Genomic DNA, 23,299 nt, shown 5'->3' with positions numbered 1-23,299 from the left:
CCGACAGCCATGCGCCTCGCGCAAGCCGGCACAGTCACGATCGAGTTCACGGACGACACGGTCACCTCCAACCGCATCGACGCGCCGGGCTTCGCAACGACCCCGTTGAACGTCGCGCGCTGGACGCGATCCGACCGGGGGCTTCGCCTGCGAGGCTACGAAGGCTTGCAGGCCTCGTTCTCTGGAGCTGGCAGGATGCGGTGCAGGGGACTCGTGCTCGTCGGACGCTCATTCCGCTTGCCGGACCGAGGATGCTCATGGCGCTGATCAAGTCACGTGCCTTGTCGCACCACGGGAGCCCCGTGGCCGAGTACTGCTTCGGCAAAGTCGAGGTCCGCCGCCCCGCTGGCGAACCCGACCTCATCCGCCCCGACAAGCCCGAACGCGGCCAGACCGGCAAGCGCATCGACGCCGTGCCCTGATCGTCCCCGCCGGCGTCGACGACCGGGCCTCCGCGCTGTGGCGGTTCTGGCTCCTGGAGTCAGCCGTCAAGGCTCTGGACAAGCGCACCGAGGACAAATCTCGCAGAAGGTCTAGGCCGGTTGGATCACGGCCACGGGCGGCTCAACATCATGCTCAACCGTTACATGCCCGCCGACACCGTTGTGCGTGCCGAAACTACGTCCACGCTGGTCAAGGCCAATGGCGATACTCGTGGATGACTCAGTCGAGAAGATCATGTCGGTCTATGATGCGGCGTTCGATCTGAGCGGGTTCGCCAGGCTGAGGCCGGCCCCGCAGGGGTGCCGCGTCGGCGAGCGATCGGCGGACTCGGTGCTCGCTGCAGTACCGCTCGTACTCACCCAGCGCCTAGCGCAGATGGGCCTGATTCCAGATAAGCGGGCGGTCGAAGAGGTCGCCGCGAAAGTTCTTGCTCCAGTCGATACAGATCAGCCCGAAAGATTGATTAGTGTCGACTGGCCCTCTATACTGATTTCGAGCTATCCAATAGCGCATGAACACACGAACTGCGCAAGCTTGCTACGTATGGGAACTCAAGTCTCGGACATTCTCTTACCCCACGGGATTCATCGGAATCCCGTGGGGTAATTCATATTTCAGCCACTTTCTCGTCGGCACACCACTCCAACTCGAGCGTTGGCTGAACTGAACGACGAGCAGGTTCCACAGTTTTCATTGTTAGTGGTGCGGGTCGAATTTCAAGACGCCGGTCGTTGTAGTGAATCTGCAGGCGTTGCTCGCGGACTTGATCGACCAGCTCCTTGCCCACCCCTTCTTGCACAGGTCCGGCGGTCCGCACGAGTAGATGTGGCAGTGCCTCGAGCAGGTGGTCTTCTCGGACGTAGAGGTTCCGCGGTGCGCCGTCGGAACGTCGCTTGACGCTGGTGAAGCCATGCCGGCACCGATAGCCCGCTCGCCCATGAACCCAGTGCCCATCCATCCGCCGGCCACACAGCCCACACACCACGAGCCCGGCGAGCAGATAGCGCCGGACCTCCCCGTCCTTGGCACGCTTCGCCACGCGCATCCCCTGTACCGCGACGAACGTCTCGTCATCGACGAGTGGCTCATGCGCGATCCGCTCAGACACCTCCCACTCGCTGATCGGGTTGTACCGCAACGCTCCCGAGCCGCGGCCACCTGCACGACCTCCCGATCCGTGGCCGGTCGTGCTGCTTCGGTTCCATACCTGTCGGCCGGTGTAGCGCGGGTTCTCCAGGATCATCGCCACTGTCCGGACGATCCACCGCTCCCCCGACCTGTGCGTGTTTCGCTCGGGGTCGGCCCCCGACGGACACACCACGCCACGCTCGTTGAGCTCCCGCGCCAACGACGCCACCGTCCGACCGCGAGCACGCTCGGCGAACATCCACCGCACCCACGGCGCCGTCACCGGATCCGGCGCCAACACCCGCACCCGACGACCCCACCGCCCATGCACAGGATTCGGATGCCGACCACCATCAACAAGCCGGTACCCATACGGCGGACGGCCACCCAGAAACCGACCCTGCAACCGCGTCTGAGACCGCATCGCCGCCAACACCCGCTGCCGCGCCCTCGCCACCTCACGCTGCGCCTGCGCACCCAACAACACCATCAACGCCTCATGCACCGGACTACCCAGTTCCACCGGACCACCCGCCTCCGGCAACCACACCGCAACACCCAGCGCGTTCAGTCCTGATACGACCTCACGGAACTGATCACCGTGGAACGCCCGCTCGTACTCGCCTACGACGACCGCATCGAAGTCACGATCTGGGTCTGCGGCAGCGGCGAGCAAAGCCGCAGCTTCCGATCGGTCCTGCCACGACCACCGGCGCGACACACCCACATCGAAGAACTCCGCGACGACCGAGCCAATGCCATCAATCAACTCCTCCGCCACCGCCCGCTGCCACGCCCGCGACGTCTGAGCGTCCTGGAACGTGCTCGTCGACATCCGGCCGTAGAAAGCAAACCTCACCCCATCAAAAGCAGCCGGCAGCTGCTCTGGCTTCACACGGCACGCCGACAACCTCGCCAGGAAGCCATCCCCCACGACAACGGCCATGACGCCTCTCCCACGCACCGACTGACGCCCCTGAGACAACCCATCTGCCTGCCCTATGACGCCTACCACCCAGCGATCGCCCAATCGGATCAGTCCATGAGGAAGCAGTCGGCTGATCCGCGCGCCGGAGTTCAGGATTCAGACAGCGCGCGACCACTTAACCCCCAGATACGGGTTCACGAGCCGCTGACCTGCGAAAACAGGTGCATTGACCACAGTTCGGCGCACTTGACTACCGACCAAGGGGTCTCACGGTCGTTGCACGGCTTCTCAAGATCCACTCCTCCACCCTGGTAAACGAGTCCAGCTTGACGAGCAGGAAAGAACTAGTGGCCGACAGGTGGGCGTCAGCCGAACGGGGGCGGATAATTGCCATTGATGCTGAGCTCCCCCGACTGGTCGTGGGACTGGCTGTCAACGGTAAAGCTGCTCGCGCGGTCGATGCGCAGCAGCAGTTCGCACTTCGTGTCGTGAATAGCCCAGATCAATGCTTCCTCGTTATCAGGCCTCAAGATGCCGCCCCAGCCCGCCTCCAGGCTCGCCACAGTGTCGCCGTTGGCGCCGAAAGCGGCCGCAGACGTCCGGGGTGCCTGTCGAATGCTCAGCTCCGCGTAGCAGCCGTAGTCTTCGCCCTCCACAACGACCGTGGCACGCCCCTCGTAACTCGTCATGGCCTCAGTTTGCGCTTTATCGCCGACTGGCGCGTCCTCACCCGAGTCCGCGCCAGCTCAGAACAGGTCATCCACGACGTACCGAGTGCAGCTGCGCGGCAGACGTTCATTGATTCATAGCGGCGTTGCTCTGCGGCGATGCAGGACTCGACGCCTTCCGCCACCGAGAACACTGCGATGCCGCGATCCTCTGGAATAGGCTGATCCTGAGCCAGGCCGTGACACGACCATCCGGCTGTGGGACGTGCGCAACCGCGAACACCCGGTTTCGACCGGCCCCGCAGTCGCTGGCGCAACCGTGCGCTTGTGGACCACGGCCGATCCCGCGAACCCGATACCAGCCGGCACGCTCACCCGGCACCACCGGCTGGATCAACGCGATCGCCTTCAGCTCCGACGGAACCCTACTGGCGGCCGCGAACGCCACCAGCAGGGTCCAGCTCTGGGATATCACCACCAGGAAGGTGCGGCTCGACCTCCCCCCACTCGGAACCCGCCACGGCGGCCGCCTTCCACAGTGGTGACCATGTGCTGTACACAACAGCGCCGACGGCGTCGCCCGCAAGTGGCTGGTCCTCTGTCCCGTGCTGCCCACCGGGGGCAGGCAGCTCACACGCGCCGCCTTCCACCCCGACCGGCCGCTGCTCGACGGCGGAGTCGACACCGCCTGCGGGACATCACCGATCGCAACAGTCCCGTCCCAGCCGGCGCACCGCTGGCAGCAACTGACCCAATACGAGATCTGCCGTCTCCTCAGCTGACTCGTCAGGCCGTGAGAACACCCTCTGTAGCAACGCATTGATGTGGTAGCTCGAAAGGTCCTCGGCTGGCGGCTGGTCCCGGAAGACGCCGCGCTCCTGACCGTAGGCCAGCAGCAGCGTGAGCGAGGTCGTCCAGCGGACGATGAGACGCACGTCTCGGGCATCAGGAACAGTCGGCCGACCGACCCGTGCAATCTGCTCCGAGACCGCGACCACGAGCGGGACCGTCAGCGCCCGATGCCGGCGCGCCACCTCGGCTGCCGACCTGATGTGCCGCTCGACCGCTTCGAGTGGATCCCGCTGCTCTGCGGCATCCGCCTCGGCCGCCTCGATCAGCGGTTGGATGAGTGGCGCGTACACCACGCCGATGAGCTCCTGCTTACCGCCGGGGAAGTGGTTGTAGGCCGTGGCCGAGCTGACGCCCGCAGCCCGAGCGATGTCCTCAACCCGCGCCTCGAACCAACCACGTTCGAAGACCGCGGTCGCCGCATCTATCAACGCCTGGCGGCTCCGGGTTCGCTTCGTTGTGCCACTTCGCTGCCTTGCGTCGCCAATGCCATTCACCTGCACGGACGCAGCTTAACAAGACTCAAGTTGATATGGTGTCCAAGTTGTAGTCCTATCTAACTTGCGGCGCAACCTGCGGATCAAGGGCTGATGACAGCCGAGACATGATCATTAAGAGGTGATCGCATGGGTGGCCAGAACCATGCACCGTCAAACCGCGCCAGCCAGCGGGTGACGGTGCACACGAGCCGAGCGCTCTCAATGGCGATCTCCGAGCTGATGCTCGGCAACGTCAGCATCGAAGATGCGATCGTCGCCGAACCGGAGTGTCGATATGGGGTCAGCCGATCCCACCTCACCATGGCAGTGGGACACTTCCTCCAGTCACGCCTCCAGCTCGAAGTCTTCATCAGCCTGTGCCGTGAAACGCTGAGCATTCTCGACCGCGACGACTACGAGCCGTTCCTACCCACCAGCTTCATCGGCGACGTACGAATGTTTGTCAGCAACATGGTCGCCGCAGGACTGCTCCCCGACACGAACGCCACTATGCACGCTGCCGAGACACTAACGAACGATGGCTATTCTCGACTGTTCTGCTACTACACCGAGCAAGCCAACGAGGTCAGCACTTACCTTGAACAGCTTGAACGACTGACCCGTAGCCTGAGCGACCGCGAGGGCTTTCAAGGGCTCTTCTGGCACTCCGCGGAGAGCAACAGCCAGCCCTGGCGCCAGGCTTTCACGCTCGCGTTCAGTGCCATGACTGTGCTTCAAACGGCCTTCCAGACCGGTGCAATGATCTCGACGGAGACGTTCCTTCGAGGTACCGGAGCACCTGGACTGTTCTCGAACCTCGGACTGCTGCAGCTTGCCCCAATAGTCGAACCGGCCATCTAGCCCTGCCACGGCCACACTCGAAATCCCCGCTGTCGGTGTGAGGGCTCAGGACATGCTTGACGATTCGTCGTCGGGACATCCTTGACGTCAGTCGGGCGTGACGCCTTTGCCAGTGACGTTGTGCCTCCCGAAAGCCTCATCCATGCAGGTGACAGAGGGCCTATCAAGACCATGCACGGAAGCGATCATGATCCCGCCCTGCTGCCGATAAGCACGGCATGATGATCGGCCAGGGACTGTAAAACGAGCGGTGTAACTCCCGATCATGGAAGTGCACCTGATGACCGATATGATGTCCGGCGTGGAGAACGCCGAGGACTCGGAACCCGCGACCGGCCTGGATGGCCTGGATGAGCAGCTCGTCGCGCAGCTGCTGAGCAGGGCCAAGGCCAGCGGGTTGAAGCTGACCTGAGCACGCAGGAACCGCCCCCAAGGATGTGTCGGTGATTCGGCTCGACGAAGGGTGTACCCGCAGCCGAGGCCCAGGTTGTGTCGGCGGGCTGGACGGTGCGTTCAATCCGCCGACGATGCTGAGCAAGCATTTCGCAGGGTTCACGGTCCAATGTGGATGAATGGAGCCCATGCGGCGGGTTCATATGGCATGGCCGCACGCAAGTGGTTGACGGCTTCGTGCAACGCCTGCGCCGGGCTTTCGCGCGAGGCGTAGACGGAGGACGCGACGGCGGGACCGGCCGAGTCGTCCATTCTCCACAGCGTGGCGATCACCTCCCGAAAGCCGGCATACCGCACCGCCGCGGCCAGGTGGATCGACTCATCCGGTAGCGTCGTCGACATCGACGCCTCGCACGCCGACAGGAACGCGAAGTCCGCCGAGACCCGCAGGTCCAACAGCGATGTCACGGTCAGGGGGCCGTCGTGCAGGGCGAGATGGCTCTGTGACGGGTCTCTGAGGTTCTGCTTGCCATGACACGCGATGTGGACTCGAGCGTGTCGCGTGATCTCCTCGCGCACCCGTTCCACCGTGGCGCCAGACCCCACCAGTTTCGTGCAGCCCGGAAAGCGCGCCGCCACCGCCTCGACCTCTTCAGCAACGCCCGGCAGGTCGCTGGCGCCAACCACAAGCATGCCCTTACCGCCTCCGGTCTCGTTGCCGGACAGCGAACTCAGGCTGGACGCGTAGGACGAGACGACGCGGTCCAAGGCGGACTCACCCGTGTCGCGGTAGTCGCCGGCCGCATGCAACGGCAGCAGAGATGCAGGACCGGTCGGACACCACCACAAGCGGTCGGCATCCATCCGATCCAGCACCGGACGCACGATCTTGTGCCAAGCGAACTCCAGTACGCCGACCACGGTTTCCTGCGCTGCGGCGTAGGAAGCCAGCCCGCCACTGGCACGAATCGCTTGCAGCGCATGGACCTGCTCGCTGACTTCCACGAAGGTTGTGTCCAGCGGCACCACTTCGAACGACGGCAACAGGATCGCGTCGCACCGGCTTCGTCCGATGTTGACGACCACAACCGGCTGTTCGATCTCCGGCAACGATCGCTGAACCTCACCCAGCCGGTCCGCGAGCTCCATGCGCGCCTGCACGACCGCCGCGTCGGGCAGAGTGCCGGCCACAGGGTCTGGCGTCATCGGGCTCATGTCGAGCAGCTGCGCCCACAGCACGGAACGCCCGCGCTCGAGCAGTTCCAGCGCGAGGCGTGGCTGTTCGGCTCGCAACGCCGCGGCCGCAGCTTCGGGAGCGAGGCCGTTCAACCGTGCCAGCTCACGTTGCTGATCTGCCCGCCACAACCCGCGCCAAGCCACGAGCTGCAACAACTCGACCGCCAGCCGGTAGGCCGTGACCGCATCGTCGATGTCGCCCTGTGAGGATGCGACCCAACCCCACATGTGCGCCGCGTACACCCGGCCAAAGCTCGACAACGCGGGATCGTGCGCGCTCGCGCGGTACAGCTCAAGGCATTCGGCAGAGCCGCGCACCCGATGCGCCTCGGCAAGCGTCACGATCAACGTGGCGCGAATGCCCGGCGGGGCCTCCTCAATCGCCGAGTTCAGCACAGCGACCTGCTCGTCATGCCCGTCGGCGGTGTGTTCGGCCAAGGCCGTAGCCAGGTGGCCGGCCGCTTTCGCGCGGTATCCTGGCTCTTTAGCGAGCGCGACCGCTCTACGCTGCGCGTCGATCGACTCGTCAAGCCGCTTCTGGAACAGGTACGTGTCGCCCAGCGCGGACCACGCCACCGAGCGGTCGTCGTCGCTGAGCTCCTCCTGCAGCGCGGCCAGCAGCACATGTTCCGACTCGGCCAGGTGCTGCGGATCGGATGAGAACTCGAACAGCTTGGTCAACGCAATCCCGTACTGCACCGACTCCTGCGGTATGTCCTGCACGAGCCGGGCGGCCTCGGCCGCGTCGATGGTGCTGCGCCGGATGTGTGCGCGCTCCACCAACACCCTGCTGAGGAACCCGAACGCGCGCCACCTGCGGTCCTCAGGCAACAACGGCACTGCTTCCCAGGCCCGGCCGATCGCCTTGGTCACGTCCACGAAGTCGAGTATGGCCTCGTACCGCTTCCTCAACTGCAGTGCGAGCATCAGCAGCAACTCACCTCGCAACTGTGCGGGTTCCTCCATGCCGTCCACGAGCGCGGTGTAGGTGGCGATCACCGCCGAGTCGTCGGTACCGGGGTGTCCGAGAGGAAGCTGCTGCGCAGACGCCAGATCGATCATCGAGGAGATCCAATCCGGGGTCCCTGGCTCCAAGTCCTCTGCTCGCCGCCGCAGTACCGCGGTCAGATCGGCTCGCGCCGCCACCGCGATCGGTTCACGTGGATCGAGCTCTTCCTGCAACACACGCAGGACCTCGGCCCCTCGCGGGTCGCCGCGCCGCAGCAACGCCGCACCGAGCGCGCCCCGAGTCTGCGGCGTGGGTTCCGCGATCACTAGCGCGTCGATCGCCCGATCCAGCAGCTCTGGCACCCCGGTGAGGTCGAACAGCTCCAGCAAGGCACCGCCGAGCGATGCGTGCACGAAGGGCTGAGATCGCCGATCGGACAGTTCTGCCAGCTCGGTCAGCACTCGCACGGCATCCCCGACCAACTCCGAGTCCTGTGTAGACACTCCTATCTGAAGCACTTGCCGGGCATTCTCGAACACCTCGTGCGACGATTCTTCGGTCTCAAGGGAGGCCTCGGGCGGCACGAGATCCGGGCGAACCCGTGCGAGCTGCCGGAACAGATCAACGGCGTGAGCCCGGGCCGCAGCTGATCCGGTTGCGAGGTACCGGTACCAGGCAAGCCACGCGCAGGCCTGCACGCCGTCGGCGGCGATGCGGTCGCCCACGATTGAGACCTGGATCAGCGCGAGCAGATCGTGCAGCGCGTCCTCTCCAGCGACAACCTCGGCATTGCCATGCCGGGTGAAGCGGTCAAGACGTTGTTGCACGTTCGCCAGCAGCAATGCCGGGTCAGTCATCGGCCTGCTCGGGGTGGTGGTAAGTAAACTCGCCTGGCCCCTGCCGCCACATGAGCGACAGGTCCTCCGCAAGTTTGCGTTCTGCCCGCTGGTCAGCGGGAAGTTCGAGGTGCAGGCGGGCCAGGAGCGCGAAGCGGTTCAGGTCGAACGCAACTTTCAGCGACTCCCCGTACTCTCCGGCCGCGTGCACAGCCGCGAGGTACGAAACGCGCGACAACACCAGCAACCCCACGGGGATCAGCAACCACCAGCTCGCACGGTACAACAACCCGCCCGAGACGGCGGCCGTCACGAACGCGGAGACCGAGATCCGCACCAATCCATCGAGCGTGTTGCGCCGATCGTCCACGACCGCCCGGGTCTGCTCGTCCAGTACGGGGTACAACCGAGGCCACGCCACCACGGCGTCGTAGCCGTACTCGTGGCCGGCACGTGACTCGGCGGCGGCCAGCACGTTGCCGAGTGCGGTCGGCAGCATCTCGCCCCGCGGAAAACGGCGGCGCAGCCGACTTCCCGCACGGCCCGCCTGCTGGACGTCGCCATCAGGCTTGGCCTGCTTGGCCAGCCGGTCGCGCTTGCGGTTCTGCCACCACACGCCAGGACGGGCCGTCCACCGCGGCCAGTATCCCTCCAGCAAGCGCATCATCGGCAGCTGAAGCGGTTGCAGCACCAGCACCAGCACCGAGATCAGCACCACCGCGATGATCACTTGGCCGATCCCGAGCGTGGCCGCGGTCTTCCACGCGTTCGTGAACTGCGGCGCCTTCGCAGGAGCACCAGCCCAGATCAGGATCGCGATCATCGCCACCATCGCGAAAGTGGGCACGAAGTTGGTCAGGAACAGTCGCGGTCCCACTGACTCACGGACCGTCTTGGCGGCTGCATCCAGGCTCACGAGACGCGGTCCATGGGCCCATGGCCGACGCACTCCGGAACTTCGTCCACGAAGAGCAACTTGGCCGTAACTCCGCACGTCCCGCAACGGTAGGTCAACACCGTGTACTGGCTCGACCTGCCGGGAAGCGTGGCCCCGTCACCGGCACCGGGGTCGCTGCGCTCGAACTTCGACAGCAGCTCCCGCAGCCGAGTGCGGGTCACCATACCGAGACGGTTCCCATCCACGACGAGCTCGATCCGCTGCACCGCCGGGTCAGCGTCGAACGACCGCTTCAGCTCGGCCGCGACCACCTCCAGGTCTCCGGTCGCCGAGGTCACGATGCGCAGCGGCGCGGTGCCCTCGGCAGACGAGTCCAGCCATGACCGAAAGCCGTAAGTCATGCGGAGGAGTATTTCAGCTTTACTGCTATCCCAGGCGCAACGCCACCAAATACGGACACCTCAACGAGTGCGGAGCACCGTCTTCCTGATCTCGTCCGACGTCGTGGTTCCGGCTGTCACTGCGGCCATGGCGGCATCGACGTCAACTATCGACGGCAGTCCCTCGGCCCGCACGGTCCATGGTTTCCCCGCCGTGCGCCGCGGGGTGATCTACTCGAACGGGTTCGGGAGGATCGATCCGGTCCTCCCTCACGGGCATTCACTCGACCGTGCTCGGGTTCTCGTACACGTCGGCGCCCACCGGGATCAGTTGCACGATCCTCAACACAGGGCTCGGCTTCCGGATCGCCGCCGACTCGAACGAACAGTTCTGAACGAGAGTACGAACGCGCGAAACCCCTGTGCTGCCTCGAACTCCCCCACAAGTGCAGAGGCGCTGCTCATTTCGGGTAGTCCGGGGCCGAACAACTTCGGTGCGACGAACGTCCGTGATCAGATCCGCTGGTGCGGACCTTGACCAAACTCGTCCTGGCAGTAACGGTCGTGTATGCCTACCTCGCCGCGTGGCTGGTGGTGGGCGCGGTCTCGGACACGCGTGAGCGCAACGCGTTCCAAGATGCTCCGAACCAGGTGGCCGCGCTCTGCAGGTCGCTCGAGCAGGGCATCGAGCCTACACTTGTGTACAACTGGTTCATCGAGAACGCCCCAGGCACCAGCAAGTCGAGGTTCTCGGTCGGCGACGCGACCCACGCTGCGGGGCGTGGCGACTTCGCCGAGGCCCTCAGCTATTGCGGCGACCTGGACTCCCAGGTCGCGGAGGACCGGAGAAGTCTCGAAGAAAAGGCTGCGACGTCCTGGAGTCAGGCTCGTACGAGCCTCTTCATCGGGACACTGCTTGCCATCGCCGCGGCGGTGCTCCTGGTCCGCCGCCGCGCGGCCAACGCCAAGACCGTAGCCATCGTCAGCAGTTACATGCGCCCCAGGGCGTTCTGGCGCAGACCTGCTTCTCTTCTGGTCAGCGGCATCTCCGCCGTGCTGCTGTACGTCGGCACCTTCTCGATCATGCCTCTGCTCCGGTCCGGCCAGGTCCTCTGGGTGATCCCCGTGGTCGCCGTCCTGCCGACCGCGTACTTCGTCCTGCGGTACGCCCGTCCGTGGTCAGCGCGAGGGGCGGCGCAGGTGCTCCGATCCGACGAGCGCGTACCCGTGCTCTACCTGCGCGGCTTCGGCGACGACCGGGGCGCCGCCGTGGTGGACGTGCCTCGAACCTTGCTGCACGCCGCGCTCACCGTCCACTCAAGAGAAGAGGAGTTGGTCAGTGCACTGCGCGCCTTCGGGCCGGTGATCGCGGTGGGCCGACCGAACGAACGCCTTCCCCGGCTCGGCGCGGCACGGTTCTACCTGCCGCAGAACGACTGGAAGCAGGGCGTGCGCGAGCTGATGGACCAGTGTCAGCTGATCGTGCTCAGGCTCGCCCCTGGCGAAGGGCTGTGGTGGGAGGTCGAGCAAGCAAGGACCACGCAGCCACCGGAGAAGCTCGTGCTGTTGGTGCCCGGCGACTGCCAGGACCTCACCGCGCGGCTTCACCACCACCTGCCGAAGGCCGCCGCGATCGTGCCCGACCCCGGCAAGTGGACAGGGTCCGTGATTGTTTTCGACCACGAGTGGACACCGATCGTCGAGGCTGTCGGTCCCCCTCCCGACAAGCAGAACCTGGTGGGCTCGCCGGCGGCCTTCGTCGTGCGTGCGCTGCACTTCGCGCTGAAGCGGGTGGGGAGGCAGAAGCGTTTGATGACTTACCGGACCGGCAGCGGCATGGTCGTCACTCTTGGCAAGGTCCTGCTCGTATTTCCGGCAGCGGCACTCGGCCTCATGGTGCTCCGCCTGTTCATCGACTGGTGAGGCCGGGCGGGGGGTGATGACGCCAGTAACCGACGACGCTCAGACGTCGACATCGCCGTCACCTCGACCCACAAGGAGACCGCGAATGGCTGTGTTCGTGTCCTCCAGCAGCAAAGACCGCGCGTTCGTCCGCCGGTCGACCGCTGAACTGGAACGGCATTCGATCGAGGTCTGGGTCGACGAACGCGAACTCCGCGCAGGAGAGAGTCTCACCTCGATCAGCAACGCCATCGCCGAGGCGGAGTTCCTGGTCGTGGTGGTGTCCAAGGCAGCGGCGAACTCGTTCTGGGTCCAGCAGGAGATCGATCTCGCCGATGACGCGGACGTACCGGTGCTGCCGTTGCTGGTCGAGGACGTCCCGCCGGCGCGGGCACCCACGCTCGGAGAGACGGCGCACGTCGACTTCCGCAGGCCTGCCGAGTACCGGCGGGCAGCCCATCGACTCGTCTACCGGTCGCAGGGCATGGCGGCCGGTGGCCGGTTCCTGCACGCCAAAGAAGCCGTGTTGCTGGTGCGGCGGGAACGCGCGCCAGCTTGAGATCTTTTCGGGATCTCACAGCAGGGTGCCGCGATTCTCTGCACGCTGGCGAACACCCGTGTTTGGGAGTTCGCCGACACGATGGACGGCACCAGCAGGTTCTGGATCGCGGAGTTCTGCCTGCCGTCCGGTGGGATGGAGTCGTTCGCGATGATCGACGGGGTCGTCCACCCGTTTCCGCAAACACACCGCGTCGACGCCGACCCCGCGCCCATCGCAGGCTCGGTCGTGACGTTCTCGGCGGCCGTCAACCACCTGCGGCAGCTGCCTGAGGAGCGGGTCCGGGAGATCATGGCCGAGCACGATGACGCGACCACCGAGGTCACCCGCCGCTACGTCCGGTTCCGGCCGGTGCCCTTGACACAACGATTCGTCGACTCCGACGTGGCTGTGGCAGCGGCGCTCACGGCAGGCCCGGAGATCCCTCGCGGGGCTGCTGTAGAGGCGGCTTTCAGCCCGAGGCCGACTCGGTATCGCAGGCCGTGGCCTCGAGTCCAGTGGGTTGGGTGGAAGTCGCGCCGGCACCCTCGTCCATCTCGACGGCGGCGTGGCGCCGCCGTTGGAGCACATCGCGTTCAGCGTCCGGGATCGTCATCGACTCGGCGAGCACAGCGGCGAGCGCGTCCACTCGGCTGGTGCCGACGTCGGCGTGGAAGAGCCAGCGGACGTTCTCGTCGCGCGTGATGAGATCGATCACGAGGCGTGAACCGCTGTCCGGTGCGGCCGGTGCTCGGACATAGCGCACCTGGTCGATCGGGATGTCCTGCTGGATCTCGGCTTCCTCGAGAAACGGGTTCGACGTGGCCAGGATGATGCGGCGGTCCGTCACGGCGACCAGCGTCCTGTCCGTCCCTGCCCCCAACATCCCCATCGCTCCGACGACGATCGCGGAAATGGGACCGTCGTCGAACTGCACGGGGAACCCGAGTGCGCGAAGGACCTCACCGTCCTCGAAGAGCCACCGCAGAACGCGGAGGTACGGCTCTGTGTCCAGCGATTAGGGTCCGCAGATGACGTCGGGGGCCTCGAGCGGAGGGACCGGAGGGTGGAGAGCATCGGCAAGGGGCTCGATGGCTTCCAAAAGCCTAGTGGACGTCGCGCGGGCCGCCTTCACGTCCTTCCGCTTCCCCGACAGCAGCCATGCGTCGGGTTCGCGGAGCTCGACGGTGATCCGCAACTGCCGGACCAGCGCGTCGGCGAGGCTCGTCGTCTCGGCCAGGGTCGAGTCGAATTCCGCACGGGTGTCGCGGGCAATGACCTCGGCATAGTGCGCCTCGGCGGCGTCTTCACGACCGGCGGCTCTCGCCCTTGCGGCGCGAAGCGCGTGGTACCCCGTCCATGCATTGAGGGAGGACAGCAGGGCGTGGACGTCGAAGGTGATGCTTTCGGCGTTGGTCTGCAGGTACTCGCGGTAGCCGCGTGCGTCGGGCCGGCTGATCTGCTTGACATGGTCGCGGACGTTCCTCTGGTAGAGCTCGAGCTGCTTCTGCAGCAGCGCTCCACTGCCCGCGACGTCGTCCCACAACGACGTCGGAACCGACTCGATCTCCCGAGCCTGGTCGACCGCGCGGTCGATGGCGCCGACGAGACCCATCAGCTCGGCCCACTGCTCCTTGCGGAGGGTCGTGAGGACCTGGTTCGTCGCCGCCAGGTTGGTCCTGACGAGGCCCGAGACCTCGTTCAGCATCATCTGGAGGGCGACCATGGCCAGTGCCGGTCCGACCGAGGCCGCGATCGGCGCCTTGCTCACCGCGCTCACGGGGTAGAAGCGGGCCTGGTGCAGGACGCCACCCGGACCTATCACCGTTCCGAGGTTCCCGCCGTCCTTGACCGCGAGCGTCGCACCGCTCTTCAGCAGGGCCTGTGCCGCGTCGCCGATCCTGTAGAGCCCTCGTACGCCAGCGAACGCGTTCCCGAGGTTGCCGGCCGCGGTCGCCGCGTTCCCGACCGAGGCGAGAATCGTTGAAATCTGCTTGCGGTCGGCGGTCGGCACGATCCCGAAGTCGATCAGTTCGGGCTTCAGCTCCGGCGGGACCTCACCGGCGACGACAGCCACCCCGGGGAGAACCTCCACCAGAACGGTCGACGTCGTCGCCGAGTCGATGTCCGAATCGGAGGTCAGATCGTCCGCGACAGGCGAGTCGGTCGTGTTGCTCCGACCGCTCTCCTCAGACTCGGCGATCTCCGTCGAGCCCGAACCGTCCTGCATGCGATCTCCTCACCCACAAGCGCGCAACGACCGAACCCGTCGGCGTTGACGGCCGGAGTCTACGGCTCAATGCCTTGCGAACAGGCCGCATCCTCGGAGGGTCAGAACCCCGTCATCGAATTCCACCACGAACGGGAGGAACGAAACGCGCGACAACCCCGTGCCGCAGCGGGATTTCCTTCCGGCATTCCACGGGACCTGGATCAAGCTGGGCCAAACGAGTGAATGCGCGCAATTCTGATAACGGTTCACAGGATGATCGCTACTTATCCGGTGGTTGCACGACGCCTCCGGAAGGACCGACAGTGAACGAAAACGAAGTCCACCCGATACCGGGCTGGCGAGGAGGCGACGGCAACGCCGCCTACCTGGACAAAACTCTGCGCCACCAGCCGATGGACATGTATCTGGACGACACGGTCGGCTGGCGCGTGATCTTCTCGCTCTGGCTGCGCGGCGCCGTCGCCTCGGTGCTCGTCTGGATGGCGTTCTGGCTCCTCGCCCTGCTGTTCATCCTCGTGAGCCCGGAGGCCTCGTTCTTTTTCGGCATCACGGGCAATGTCGTCGCCATCGGCGTCTTCGTGGCGATCGTGCTGCTGAGCAAGCTGCCGGAGCCGATCGCCGAGTGGCGGGTCGTGCTGCCCGACCGCGCCGAGTTCGTGCACTCGGCGTACAGCCAGATCACCGGCACGGTGCAGCGCCGACAACTGCCTTTCGGGGGCGGTCCGCGGCGCATCCGCACCGGAGCCGCGCCGACCGACCTCAGCCACCGGCTCTTCCTCACCGAGGGCGACTTCCGGGTCTACGTCTCGGTGTTCAGCTACGGCACCAGCCTCTACCTGGGCTGGCAGATGTGGCGTTCGCGGCGCGGCGCCGCGCTGATCTGGCAGTTTCTCAGCGGCATCGTGCGCAGCATGCTCGGTCACAACGATCCGGAGATCACCATGCTGCGCGCGGACCGCGCGCGAGCCATGCGCGAGGCCGTCCACGCCGCGTGCCGCGAGGGCCTGATGGTCGCCGTCGAGGGCATCCAGGTGCCGGAGCAGTTCGGCTTCCCGTACGGAATGCCGCCCGTCGAGGAGGGCCAGTTCGCGAGCGGTCCGGTGCCGGGCGGGTTCGCACCGCCAACCGCCGACCACGGTTCCGCACCTGGGCGGCACGGGCTGCCGCAGTCGCCGTGACCGTTCCCGGCGTTCTGCTCTCCAGCACGGACGAGATGAGCTGGGCGTGGATCGGCGTGCGCGTGCGTCCCGCTCTCAAGATGAGGGACACCGGCGCGTTCCCCAACGTGACAGAGCCACAACGGCTCGCGCAGACCCTCACCCGCGAGCACGCCTGGCTCGCGAACCAGTGGACGACCGAGTCGGACGCGCGGTGGGAGCTGCGATTCTGCAGCGACCCCAGGACGAAGCTCCTTTCGTGCGTCCTCCTCGGAAGAGTGCGGGACCCCGACCCGTGCAAGGCGGTGCAGGCCGCGGTGCGGTTGCGGGACCGGCTCACCGACTCGCCGATGCACGTGCAGACCGACCCCGTGCTCGACGCGGAGGAGGTCAGCAAGCACCTCGTGCCCGGCGCGCTCGACGCCAAGGGCACGTTCGAGGTGCGCAAGCGACTCGAGTGGGCGGACTGCACCCGCCCGGACACGCAGCGGCGGTACTGCTTCGCCGTGTCCCCGGCGCTGCCACCAGCCGACCTGTCGTGGGAACCGCTGTGGCGCGAGCTGGCGCACGCAGCGGAGCCGACCGTCCTCAGCGTGTACCTGGAGCCCTACCGGCCCACAGACGCGCTGGCGGCCGACCTGCACCGGCTCGCCGCGGAGTACAGCCACCTGTCCAGGCCCGGTGTTCCCAGCCCAGTGTGGAACGTGCTCATGCGACCGGACCCGTTCGCCGTGCGCACCGCCCCGCGCTACGCCCACGCCGCTGCCCGGTACACGTCCGGGACGTGCTTCCGCACGCGGATCTCCGTCATCTCCCGGAGTCCCCTGCCGAGGGGCTTCGGGGAGCTGGTCGCCGCCAAGACCGGCGGCGGGGTGGCGGTCTCGCCTCCTGCCGGGGAGCTCGACGACATCTGGCACAACCTCGCCGCGCTCAACCGCGACTGGCTCGACCTCACCTACGCCCAGGGGTCACCGCCGGACGGCATGCGCGAGTCCGAGCGCATCCTCTGCGACCTGTCTGACCTGGACGAGGCCGCCCTCGCGTTCCGCCTGCCCTACCAGGTGCCGGGCCACCTGCCCTTGTTCGACATGTCCGGGCGGCCACGCCCGCACGATTCCACCACCACTGAAAGGTGATCCGCAGTGCCGGACGAGTTCCTCTTCGAGTTCGAGGGTGCCCCCGCCGAACGCGACCGTGACGCCCGCGACCTCATCGAGTGGCTGGAGGAGGACCTGCGCGGCTGCCTCAGCCTCCGCATGATCGGTCCCGCCGAAGGCGAACTGGGCGGTGCCGCCGATGCCGTGATCGTGCTCGCCGCAGCCGTGCCGCTGAGCCGGCCGTTCTTCACCTGGCTCACCGAGCGGGCCAAGGCGCGCCGGGTCAAGCTGCGGATCTCGGTACCGCACCGGGGAGAACAGCTCAAAATCGACGTCGAGGGGCCGGTGGACGCGGAGGCGTTGCTGGACCGGATAGCACAGATCCTGGACGAGGACTGAGTGCCCGGCGCGCGTGCCGTGCTGGTCGGCACCAGCACCTACACGGCGGGTCTGCCGCAGCTCGACTGGAGCGCGGCGAACATCACCGACCTCTACGACGCCCTCGTCGACGTCTTCGACCCCGGCGGCTTGCACGCGCTCGTGGACCCGCCCACCACACAGGTGGTGTTCGACCGGCTCAACCTGTGCGCCTCGTCCCCGGCCGACATTCTGCTCTTCTACTACACGGGGCACGGCCTGCGAGATGACGACGACCGACTGTGCCTGGCCCTGCCAGGTTCGGTGGACGTGCCTCGTCACGCACGCCGCACCTCCCTGCCGGTCGACTCGGTGCTCGAGATCCTGCGACACGCCCCCGCGCAGCACCGGGTGGTGATCCTCGACTGCTGCTACTCGGGCCTCGTGCTCGACTCCCCCGCCGCCGCGGACCTGCACCTGCTGAGCGCCACCAACCGCACGCGCAAGGCCGAGTACCGCACAGAGGCCCGCAACACCGAGTTCACCGGCGAACTGGTGCGGCTGTTGGAGGACACTTCCGGTCCGCTCGACCTCGGCACCGTCTACGGCCACCTCGATCGCGCGCTGAGAGGTCGCGGCCTGCCCCGGCCTCGGCAGCGGTGCGTCGACCACAGCGCGGAACTCGTGCTACGACCGTCACGGTTTCCGTCCGCTTAGGACTGATCTACCGGTGGACTGCACCCAGAAGGCTGGAATGAGCGCAAATGCGCGTCTCCAGCGACCTTGCCTCAAGCCAGGTGGACGATATCATTCGCGTCACCGGCCTCATCGACGAGTTGTGCGTGCCGAAAACTACGTCCATGCAGGTAAAGCCACGTGGCGATACTCGCGGATGACTCCGACGAGACGATCTTGCCGATCTAAGGTGAGGCGTTCGATCTGATCGGGTTCGAGAGGCTGTGGCCGGACCCTCAAGGGCGCCGCGCCAGCGAGTGACCGGTGGATGCGGTGCTCGTCGTGGTGTCGCTCGCACTCTCCGCGCACCATAGACCGATCTGATTCCAGGTCAACCTGCGACGCAACAGTTCGCCGCGAAAGGTCTTGACCCCAATCGACAGAACTTAGCGCCGAAAGATTGAATCGCGTCGACTGGCCCTCTATACTGGGTTCGAGCTATCCAATAGCGCATGAACACGCGAACTGCGCAAGCTTGCTACACATGGGGACCCAAGTCCCTCGGACATTCTCTTACCCCACGGGATTCACCAGAATCCCGTGGGGTAATTCATATTTCGGCCGTTTTCACCCCGTCACACCAGTCCAGGGCGAGCGTTGACTGGACTGGACAACGGGAAGCTTTCACGGTCTTCGCCATCGCTGGGCCGGATCGAATTTCAACGCGCTGGCCGTCATATTGAATTTGCAGGCCTTGCTTGCGGACTTGATCGACCAGGTCCTTGCGCATGGCCTGGTCCACGGGTCCCGCGGGCCGTTCGAGTAGACGTGGCAGTGCCTCAAGCAGATGATCTTCTCGGACGTAGAGGTTTCGCGGTACACCATCGGAACGTCGCTTGACGCTGGTGAAGCCATGCCGACATCGATAGCCCGCACGCCCATGAACCCAGTGGCCGTCCATCCGCCGACCACAAAGCCCGCACACGACGAGCCCCGCGAGCAGGTAGCGCCGTACCTCGCCGTCCTTGGCAGGCTTGGCCACCCGCATCCCCTGCACCGCGACGAACCTCTCGTCATCAACGAGAGGCTCGTGCGCGATCCGCTCGGACACCTCCCACTCACTGACCGGGTTGTACCGGAGCGCTCCTGAACCGCGGCCACCTGTACGCCCACCTGCCCCGTGTCCTGTCGTGCTGCTTCGATTCCAGACCTGCCGGCCGGTATAGCGCGGGTTCTCCAAGATCATCGCCACTGTCCGGACGATCCACCGCTCCCCCGACCTATGCGTGTTTCGCTCGCGATCCGCACCCGACGGGCACACCACACCACGGTCGTTGAGCTCGCGCGCCAACGACGCGACAGTGCGCCCGCGAGCCCGTTCGGCGAACATCCACCGCACCCACGGCGCCGTCACCGGATCCGGCGCCAACACCCGCACCCGACGACCCCACCGCCCATGCACAGGATTCGGATGCCGACCACCATCAACAAGCCGATACCCATACGGGGGCCGACCACCGAGAAACCGGCCCTGCACACGCGTCTGAGACCGCATCGCCGCCAGCACCCGCTGGCGCGCCCTCGCCACCTCACGCTGCGCCTGCGCACCCAACAACACCATCAACGCCTCATGCACCGGACTACCGAGCTCCACCGGCCCACCCGCCTCCGGCAACCACACCGCGACACCCAACGCATTGAGTCCTGACACGACCTCACGGAACTGATCACCATGGAACGCGCGCTCGTACTCACCTACGACGACCGCGTCGAAGTCACGACCAGGGTCCGCGGCGGCGGCCAGCAACGCCGCGGCCTCCGGTCGGTCCTGCCATGACCACCGCCGCGAGACACCTACATCGAAGAACTCAGCGACGACAGAACCAACGCCGTCGATCAACTCATCCGGCACCGCACGCTGCCACGCATGAGACGTCTGCACATCCTGGAACACGCTCGTCGACATCCGCCCGTAGAACGCAAAACGCAGGCCAGGCTCCTCAGAGGGTGCCGCTGGACTGCGAAGACCCGTCAACGATGCAAGCAGTTCGGTATTCGTCAGCGTGGCCACAGTCAGCTCCCTCGGTCAAAACCGAGACCCAGCTGCCAAAGGCATCGTGACGACGTCGCGCCCATCTCCACCCGAATGGTCCAAGAGGGGATCAGTTTGTCCACGAAGGCTGACTGAAACTAGCGGTCAGCGGTATCGCGTGCACGCCTTCGCCAAGGTGTCCAGAGCGTGCAGGGCCTCGTCCTCGGGCAGGGTGGGCAGGTGCAGCAGCACCCGCTCCACGCCGAGTTCGGCATAGGTGTCGAGCGCCTCCTGATCATGTGCGGCACCGAAGACCACCACGGGCGTCTCCGTTCCGGTGACCTGTCGCATCCGGTCAATGTGCGTGCCGAGTTCGGCTGGCGGAATCGCGCTGGGCAGCCACGCCGAGCCGTACTCGGCCAGCCTGGCGAAGGTGCGCTCGCTGCTGCCGCCGACATAGATCGGCGGATGAGGGCGCTGTACCGGCTTGGGCCAGGAGTGGACGGGGTCGAAGTCGACGAAGTCACCGTGGAACTCCGGCTTCTCCTGGGTCCACAGGGCGATGATCGCTCGTAGCCGTTCGTCCATCAGCCGGCCGCGGGTGCGTGGATCGGTGCCGTGGTTGCGCAACTCGTCGAGGATCCAGCCGGCGCCGACGCCGAACACCGCGCGGCCGCCAGAGAGCAGGTCGAGGGTGGCGACCTCCTTGGCTGTGATGATCGGGTCTCGTGCCGTCACCAGTGCGATGCCCGTGCCCAGCAACAAGGTTCGGGTCACGGCCGCCGCGGCGGTCAGGGCCAGGAACGGGTCGAGCGTGCGGAAGTACTCGCGCGGCAGCTCATGTCCTGGGTACGGGGCCTCGGAGCCGACCGGGATGTGCGTGTGTTCCGCGAGAAACAGCGCGCTCAGGCCGCGCTCCTCGAGAGCTGGTCCGAGGACCGCCGGCCCGATGCTCTCGTCAGTCAGAAAGGTCGACACACCGAACTTCACCGGGTTCTCCATCATTCACGAGGTGGCACGACTCATCTTGATCAGCTCATCCAGCCGGTCAGCGGGCAATGCGGCGGGGAGGAAGCCCGCGAACTGGTGCAGGGTCATCCCGCGAGCCATCTTCATGCCGTCCTCGACGTGGTCGCTCTGCTCGGAAGCCGGAGCGCCCATGACGGAATGGAGCAGCTCGGTGAACTGCGCTCCGACGACCGGGTGGTCGAACCAGTCGCCGACGGTGGACTGCATCGAGAGTTCTGCGACCAGGGATTCACCGGCAAGCGTCACGGCCTGCTCGGCGACGATCTCGGTCACCGAATGTCCGATCTGGACGGTGTAGTCACCGGGTGCCACCACCCAGCGGCCCTCCAGCACGTCCCAGTAGGCGAAGGCGCGGCGGTCGAGGTCCAGGGTGATGGTGCGGGTCTCTCCCGGTGAGAGCTCGACCTTCTCGAACGCTCGCAGCTCACGCGCGGGTCGCCGCACGGGGCCTGCCGTGGTGGCCACGTACACCTGTACGACGTGCTTGCCCGTGCGCGGACCGGTGTTCGTGACGGTGACGTTGAGCTGGGCGGTGTCGGGGCCGGTGGCGGTGACGGTGAGGTCGGTGGTGGTGAAGGTGGTGTAGCTCAGTCCGTGTCCGAAGGGATAGCGCACGTCCCGTTCGGCGGTGACGTAGTGGCGGTAGCCGACCATCACGCCTTCGCCGTAGCGCACATGTCCCTGTTCGCCGGGGAAGTTGAGGTACGCCGGGGTGTCCTGCAGCCGCAAGGGAATCGTTTCGGCGAGGTGGCCGGAAGGGTTTACCACGCCGTAGAGCAGGTCGGCCAGCGCCGCGCCGCCCGCCTGGCCGAGCAGCCAGCCTTCCAGGATCGCGTCGACCTCGTCGTGCCAGCCCTCCAGTGACACCACGCCGCCGTTGGACAGCACCACCACGGTGCGCGGTGCAGCCGCGGCCACCGCCTGGATCAGCTCCACCTGGTCGGCGGGCAGGTCGATGTGCTCGCGGTCGAAGCCCTCCGACTCGCGCACGATGCCCGCGAACACCACGGCCACGTCGGCGGCGGCCGCGATCTCCACGGCTTCTGCTCGCAGCTGTGCCGGAGCACCACTGCCGTCGCGGTAGTAGCCGGGGGCGTAGTCGACCTGTCCCTCCGCATGCGAGCGGATGGTGTTCAGCGCTGTGTCGAGCAGCGTCGGGTTGATGTGCGAGCTGCCGCCACCTTGGTACGAGGGCAGCACGGCGAACTCGCCGATGACGGCGACACGTGAGGTCCGCGCGATGGGCAGCACGGCGTGTTCGTTGCGCAGCAGCACCGCGCACTCGGCGGCAACCTGCCGGGCCACGGCATGCCCTGCTTCGATCTCCTCCTCGCTCAGCACCGGGTTCCGGTTCGAGCGACGGGCGTACCGGCCGAGCGCGGCCCCCCGGCGCGCGGCGGCGTCGACCACCGCCTCGGGCAAGCGGCCCGACCGCACCGCGTCGACCACCTCCTGGACGGACGACGACGCCCCCGGCATCTCAAGGTCGGTGCCCGCGGCCAGGGCTGCCACCCGGTCGCTCACCGCGCCCCAGTCCGAGACCACGAGACCGGTGAAGCCCCACTCCTCGCGCAGCACCTCGGTGAGCAGCCAGTGGTTCTCGGAGGCGTACACGCCGTTGATCTTGTTGTAGGAGCACATCACCGTCGCCGGGGACGCCTCGGTGACCACCCGTTCGAACGCGGACAGGTAGATCTCGCGCAGGGTCCGCTCGTCGACGTCCGCGCTGATCCGCATGCGCTCGGTCTCCTGGTTGTTGACCGCGAAGTGCTTGACCGACGCGCCAACGCCTTCGGCTTGCAGAGCACGGACGTAGGCGGAGCCCAGCACGCCCGACAGGTGCGGATCTTCGGAGTAGTACTCGAAGTTGCGCCCGCACAGCGGTGTGCGCTTGATGTTCACGCCAGGACCGAGCACGACGTCGGCGCCCAGCGCACGGGCTTCGCGCGCGACGGCGGTGGCAACCTGTGCGGCGACCTGCCGGTCCCAGCTCGAGCCGACCGCGACCGCGGGTGGGAAGCACGTCGCGGGAAGGCTGGGGTTGATGCCCAGGTGATCGCTGGTGTCGGCTTGCCGGCGGATGCCGTGCGGACCGTCGCTGAGCACGACGGGTTTCAGCCCGGCTTCCTCGTCGGCGGCGGTGGACCAGAAGTCGCCGCCCGTCAGCAGCGCGGCCTTGCGCTCCAGCGGCAGGTCGGCGGGATCGAGTCCGTTCATCGTGGTGCTCCTG

19 protein-coding genes and 1 pseudogene are annotated in these 23,299 nt (G+C 66.4%); 9 read left to right on the top strand and 11 right to left on the bottom strand.

Going from position 1 to position 23,299, the window contains the following annotated elements; translation table 11 throughout:
• The first annotated feature begins 257 nt into the window (after positions 1 to 257).
• Positions 258 to 422 carry a hypothetical protein gene (locus G7043_RS41235; protein ID WP_166054131.1) on the top strand — a complete coding sequence of 55 codons (165 nt, stop codon included), beginning with the start codon at positions 258 to 260 and terminating at the stop codon, positions 420 to 422.
• 629 nt (positions 423 to 1,051) lie between these two features.
• On the opposite strand, the gene G7043_RS41230 is transcribed toward G7043_RS41235, so the two are convergent.
• The 3 genes from G7043_RS41230 to G7043_RS41220 form a co-directional block, all read right to left on the bottom strand.
• The gene (locus G7043_RS41230; RefSeq protein ID WP_242643219.1) at positions 1,052 to 2,518 is read right to left on the bottom strand and encodes a recombinase family protein; all 1,467 of its coding nucleotides are present in this window, start codon (positions 2,516 to 2,518) and stop codon (positions 1,052 to 1,054) included.
• Positions 2,519 to 2,865: 347 nt separating this feature from the next.
• Complete coding sequence (locus G7043_RS41225) at positions 2,866 to 3,189, bottom strand: hypothetical protein (protein WP_166054130.1); 324 nt, start codon at positions 3,187 to 3,189, stop codon at positions 2,866 to 2,868.
• A 677-nt stretch (positions 3,190 to 3,866) separates the two neighbouring features.
• A complete protein-coding gene (locus G7043_RS41220) occupies positions 3,867 to 4,520 on the bottom strand; it encodes a TetR/AcrR family transcriptional regulator (RefSeq protein WP_166054129.1) in 654 nt (217 codons plus the stop codon).
• Between the two features lie 123 nt (positions 4,521 to 4,643).
• Between G7043_RS41220 and G7043_RS41215 the strand changes: the two genes are divergently transcribed.
• Positions 4,644 to 5,357, top strand: a complete 714-nt coding sequence (locus tag G7043_RS41215) for a hypothetical protein (protein ID WP_166054128.1) — start codon at positions 4,644 to 4,646, stop codon at positions 5,355 to 5,357.
• Positions 5,358 to 5,637: 280 nt separating this feature from the next.
• Positions 5,638 to 5,766, top strand: a pseudogene (locus G7043_RS49685) (IS256 family transposase); the annotation flags it as partial.
• A gap of 143 nt (positions 5,767 to 5,909) precedes the next feature.
• On the opposite strand, the gene G7043_RS41210 reads toward G7043_RS49685, so the two are convergent.
• From G7043_RS41210 to G7043_RS41200, 3 genes are read right to left on the bottom strand one after another with little or no spacing between them, the layout of a single operon-like run.
• The gene (locus G7043_RS41210) at positions 5,910 to 8,792 is read right to left on the bottom strand and encodes a CHAT domain-containing protein (RefSeq protein WP_166054127.1); all 2,883 of its coding nucleotides are present in this window, start codon (positions 8,790 to 8,792) and stop codon (positions 5,910 to 5,912) included.
• Complete coding sequence (locus G7043_RS41205) at positions 8,785 to 9,687, bottom strand: hypothetical protein (protein ID WP_166054126.1); 903 nt, start codon at positions 9,685 to 9,687, stop codon at positions 8,785 to 8,787. Before G7043_RS41205 ends, G7043_RS41210 begins: the two co-directional genes overlap by 8 nt.
• Complete coding sequence (locus tag G7043_RS41200; RefSeq protein ID WP_166054125.1) at positions 9,684 to 10,070, bottom strand: hypothetical protein; 387 nt, start codon at positions 10,068 to 10,070, stop codon at positions 9,684 to 9,686. Before G7043_RS41200 ends, G7043_RS41205 begins: the two co-directional genes overlap by 4 nt.
• A gap of 513 nt (positions 10,071 to 10,583) precedes the next feature.
• On the opposite strand from G7043_RS41200, the gene G7043_RS41195 reads away from it, so the two are divergent.
• Both G7043_RS41195 and G7043_RS41190 read left to right on the top strand, forming a co-directional pair.
• Entirely contained in the window at positions 10,584 to 11,972 is a 1,389-nt protein-coding gene (locus G7043_RS41195) for a hypothetical protein (protein WP_166054124.1), read from the top strand.
• Between the two features lie 85 nt (positions 11,973 to 12,057).
• Positions 12,058 to 12,510, top strand: a complete 453-nt coding sequence (locus tag G7043_RS41190) for a toll/interleukin-1 receptor domain-containing protein (RefSeq protein ID WP_166054123.1) — start codon at positions 12,058 to 12,060, stop codon at positions 12,508 to 12,510.
• A 451-nt stretch (positions 12,511 to 12,961) separates the two neighbouring features.
• On the opposite strand, the gene G7043_RS47885 is transcribed toward G7043_RS41190, so the two are convergent.
• Both G7043_RS47885 and G7043_RS41185 read right to left on the bottom strand, forming a co-directional pair.
• Positions 12,962 to 13,426, bottom strand: a complete 465-nt coding sequence (locus G7043_RS47885; RefSeq protein WP_207312403.1) for a hypothetical protein — start codon at positions 13,424 to 13,426, stop codon at positions 12,962 to 12,964.
• 81 nt (positions 13,427 to 13,507) lie between these two features.
• Entirely contained in the window at positions 13,508 to 14,719 is a 1,212-nt protein-coding gene (locus G7043_RS41185) for a hypothetical protein (RefSeq protein WP_207312402.1), read from the bottom strand.
• A 305-nt stretch (positions 14,720 to 15,024) separates the two neighbouring features.
• Between G7043_RS41185 and G7043_RS41180 the strand changes: the two genes are divergently transcribed.
• Genes G7043_RS41180 through G7043_RS41165 form a run of 4 tightly spaced genes read left to right on the top strand, consistent with a single transcriptional unit; the run spans position 15,025 to position 18,050 of the window.
• Entirely contained in the window at positions 15,025 to 15,900 is an 876-nt protein-coding gene (locus G7043_RS41180) for an adhesin (RefSeq protein WP_166054122.1), read from the top strand.
• Complete coding sequence (locus tag G7043_RS41175) at positions 15,897 to 17,015, top strand: hypothetical protein (RefSeq protein WP_166054121.1); 1,119 nt, start codon at positions 15,897 to 15,899, stop codon at positions 17,013 to 17,015. Before G7043_RS41180 ends, G7043_RS41175 begins: the two co-directional genes overlap by 4 nt.
• 6 nt (positions 17,016 to 17,021) lie before the next feature.
• Entirely contained in the window at positions 17,022 to 17,375 is a 354-nt protein-coding gene (locus tag G7043_RS41170; RefSeq protein ID WP_166054120.1) for an effector-associated constant component EACC1, read from the top strand.
• Entirely contained in the window at positions 17,376 to 18,050 is a 675-nt protein-coding gene (locus G7043_RS41165) for a caspase family protein (protein ID WP_166054119.1), read from the top strand.
• Positions 18,051 to 18,618: 568 nt separating this feature from the next.
• Here the strand turns inward: G7043_RS41165 and G7043_RS41160 are convergent.
• The 3 genes from G7043_RS41160 to G7043_RS41150 form a co-directional block, all read right to left on the bottom strand.
• On the bottom strand, positions 18,619 to 20,079 hold the full coding sequence (locus tag G7043_RS41160) for a recombinase family protein (RefSeq protein WP_313888337.1): 1,461 nt from the start codon (positions 20,077 to 20,079) through the stop codon (positions 18,619 to 18,621).
• 126 nt (positions 20,080 to 20,205) lie between these two features.
• Positions 20,206 to 21,030, bottom strand: coding sequence for an LLM class F420-dependent oxidoreductase (locus G7043_RS41155; RefSeq protein ID WP_166054118.1), 825 nt, complete (start codon positions 21,028 to 21,030; stop codon positions 20,206 to 20,208).
• Between the two features lie 15 nt (positions 21,031 to 21,045).
• On the bottom strand, positions 21,046 to 23,286 hold the full coding sequence (locus tag G7043_RS41150) for a glycoside hydrolase family 3 C-terminal domain-containing protein (protein WP_166054117.1): 2,241 nt from the start codon (positions 23,284 to 23,286) through the stop codon (positions 21,046 to 21,048).
• Positions 23,287 to 23,299: the final 13 nt, after the last annotated feature.

The sequence above is a fragment of the Lentzea alba genome, from assembly GCF_011067745.1.
In the GTDB taxonomy this organism is placed as follows: Bacteria; Actinomycetota; Actinomycetes; order Mycobacteriales; family Pseudonocardiaceae; genus Lentzea; species Lentzea alba.
Note: the sequence above shows the minus strand (reverse complement) of the source record. Positions and strands in the feature narration are given on the sequence as shown.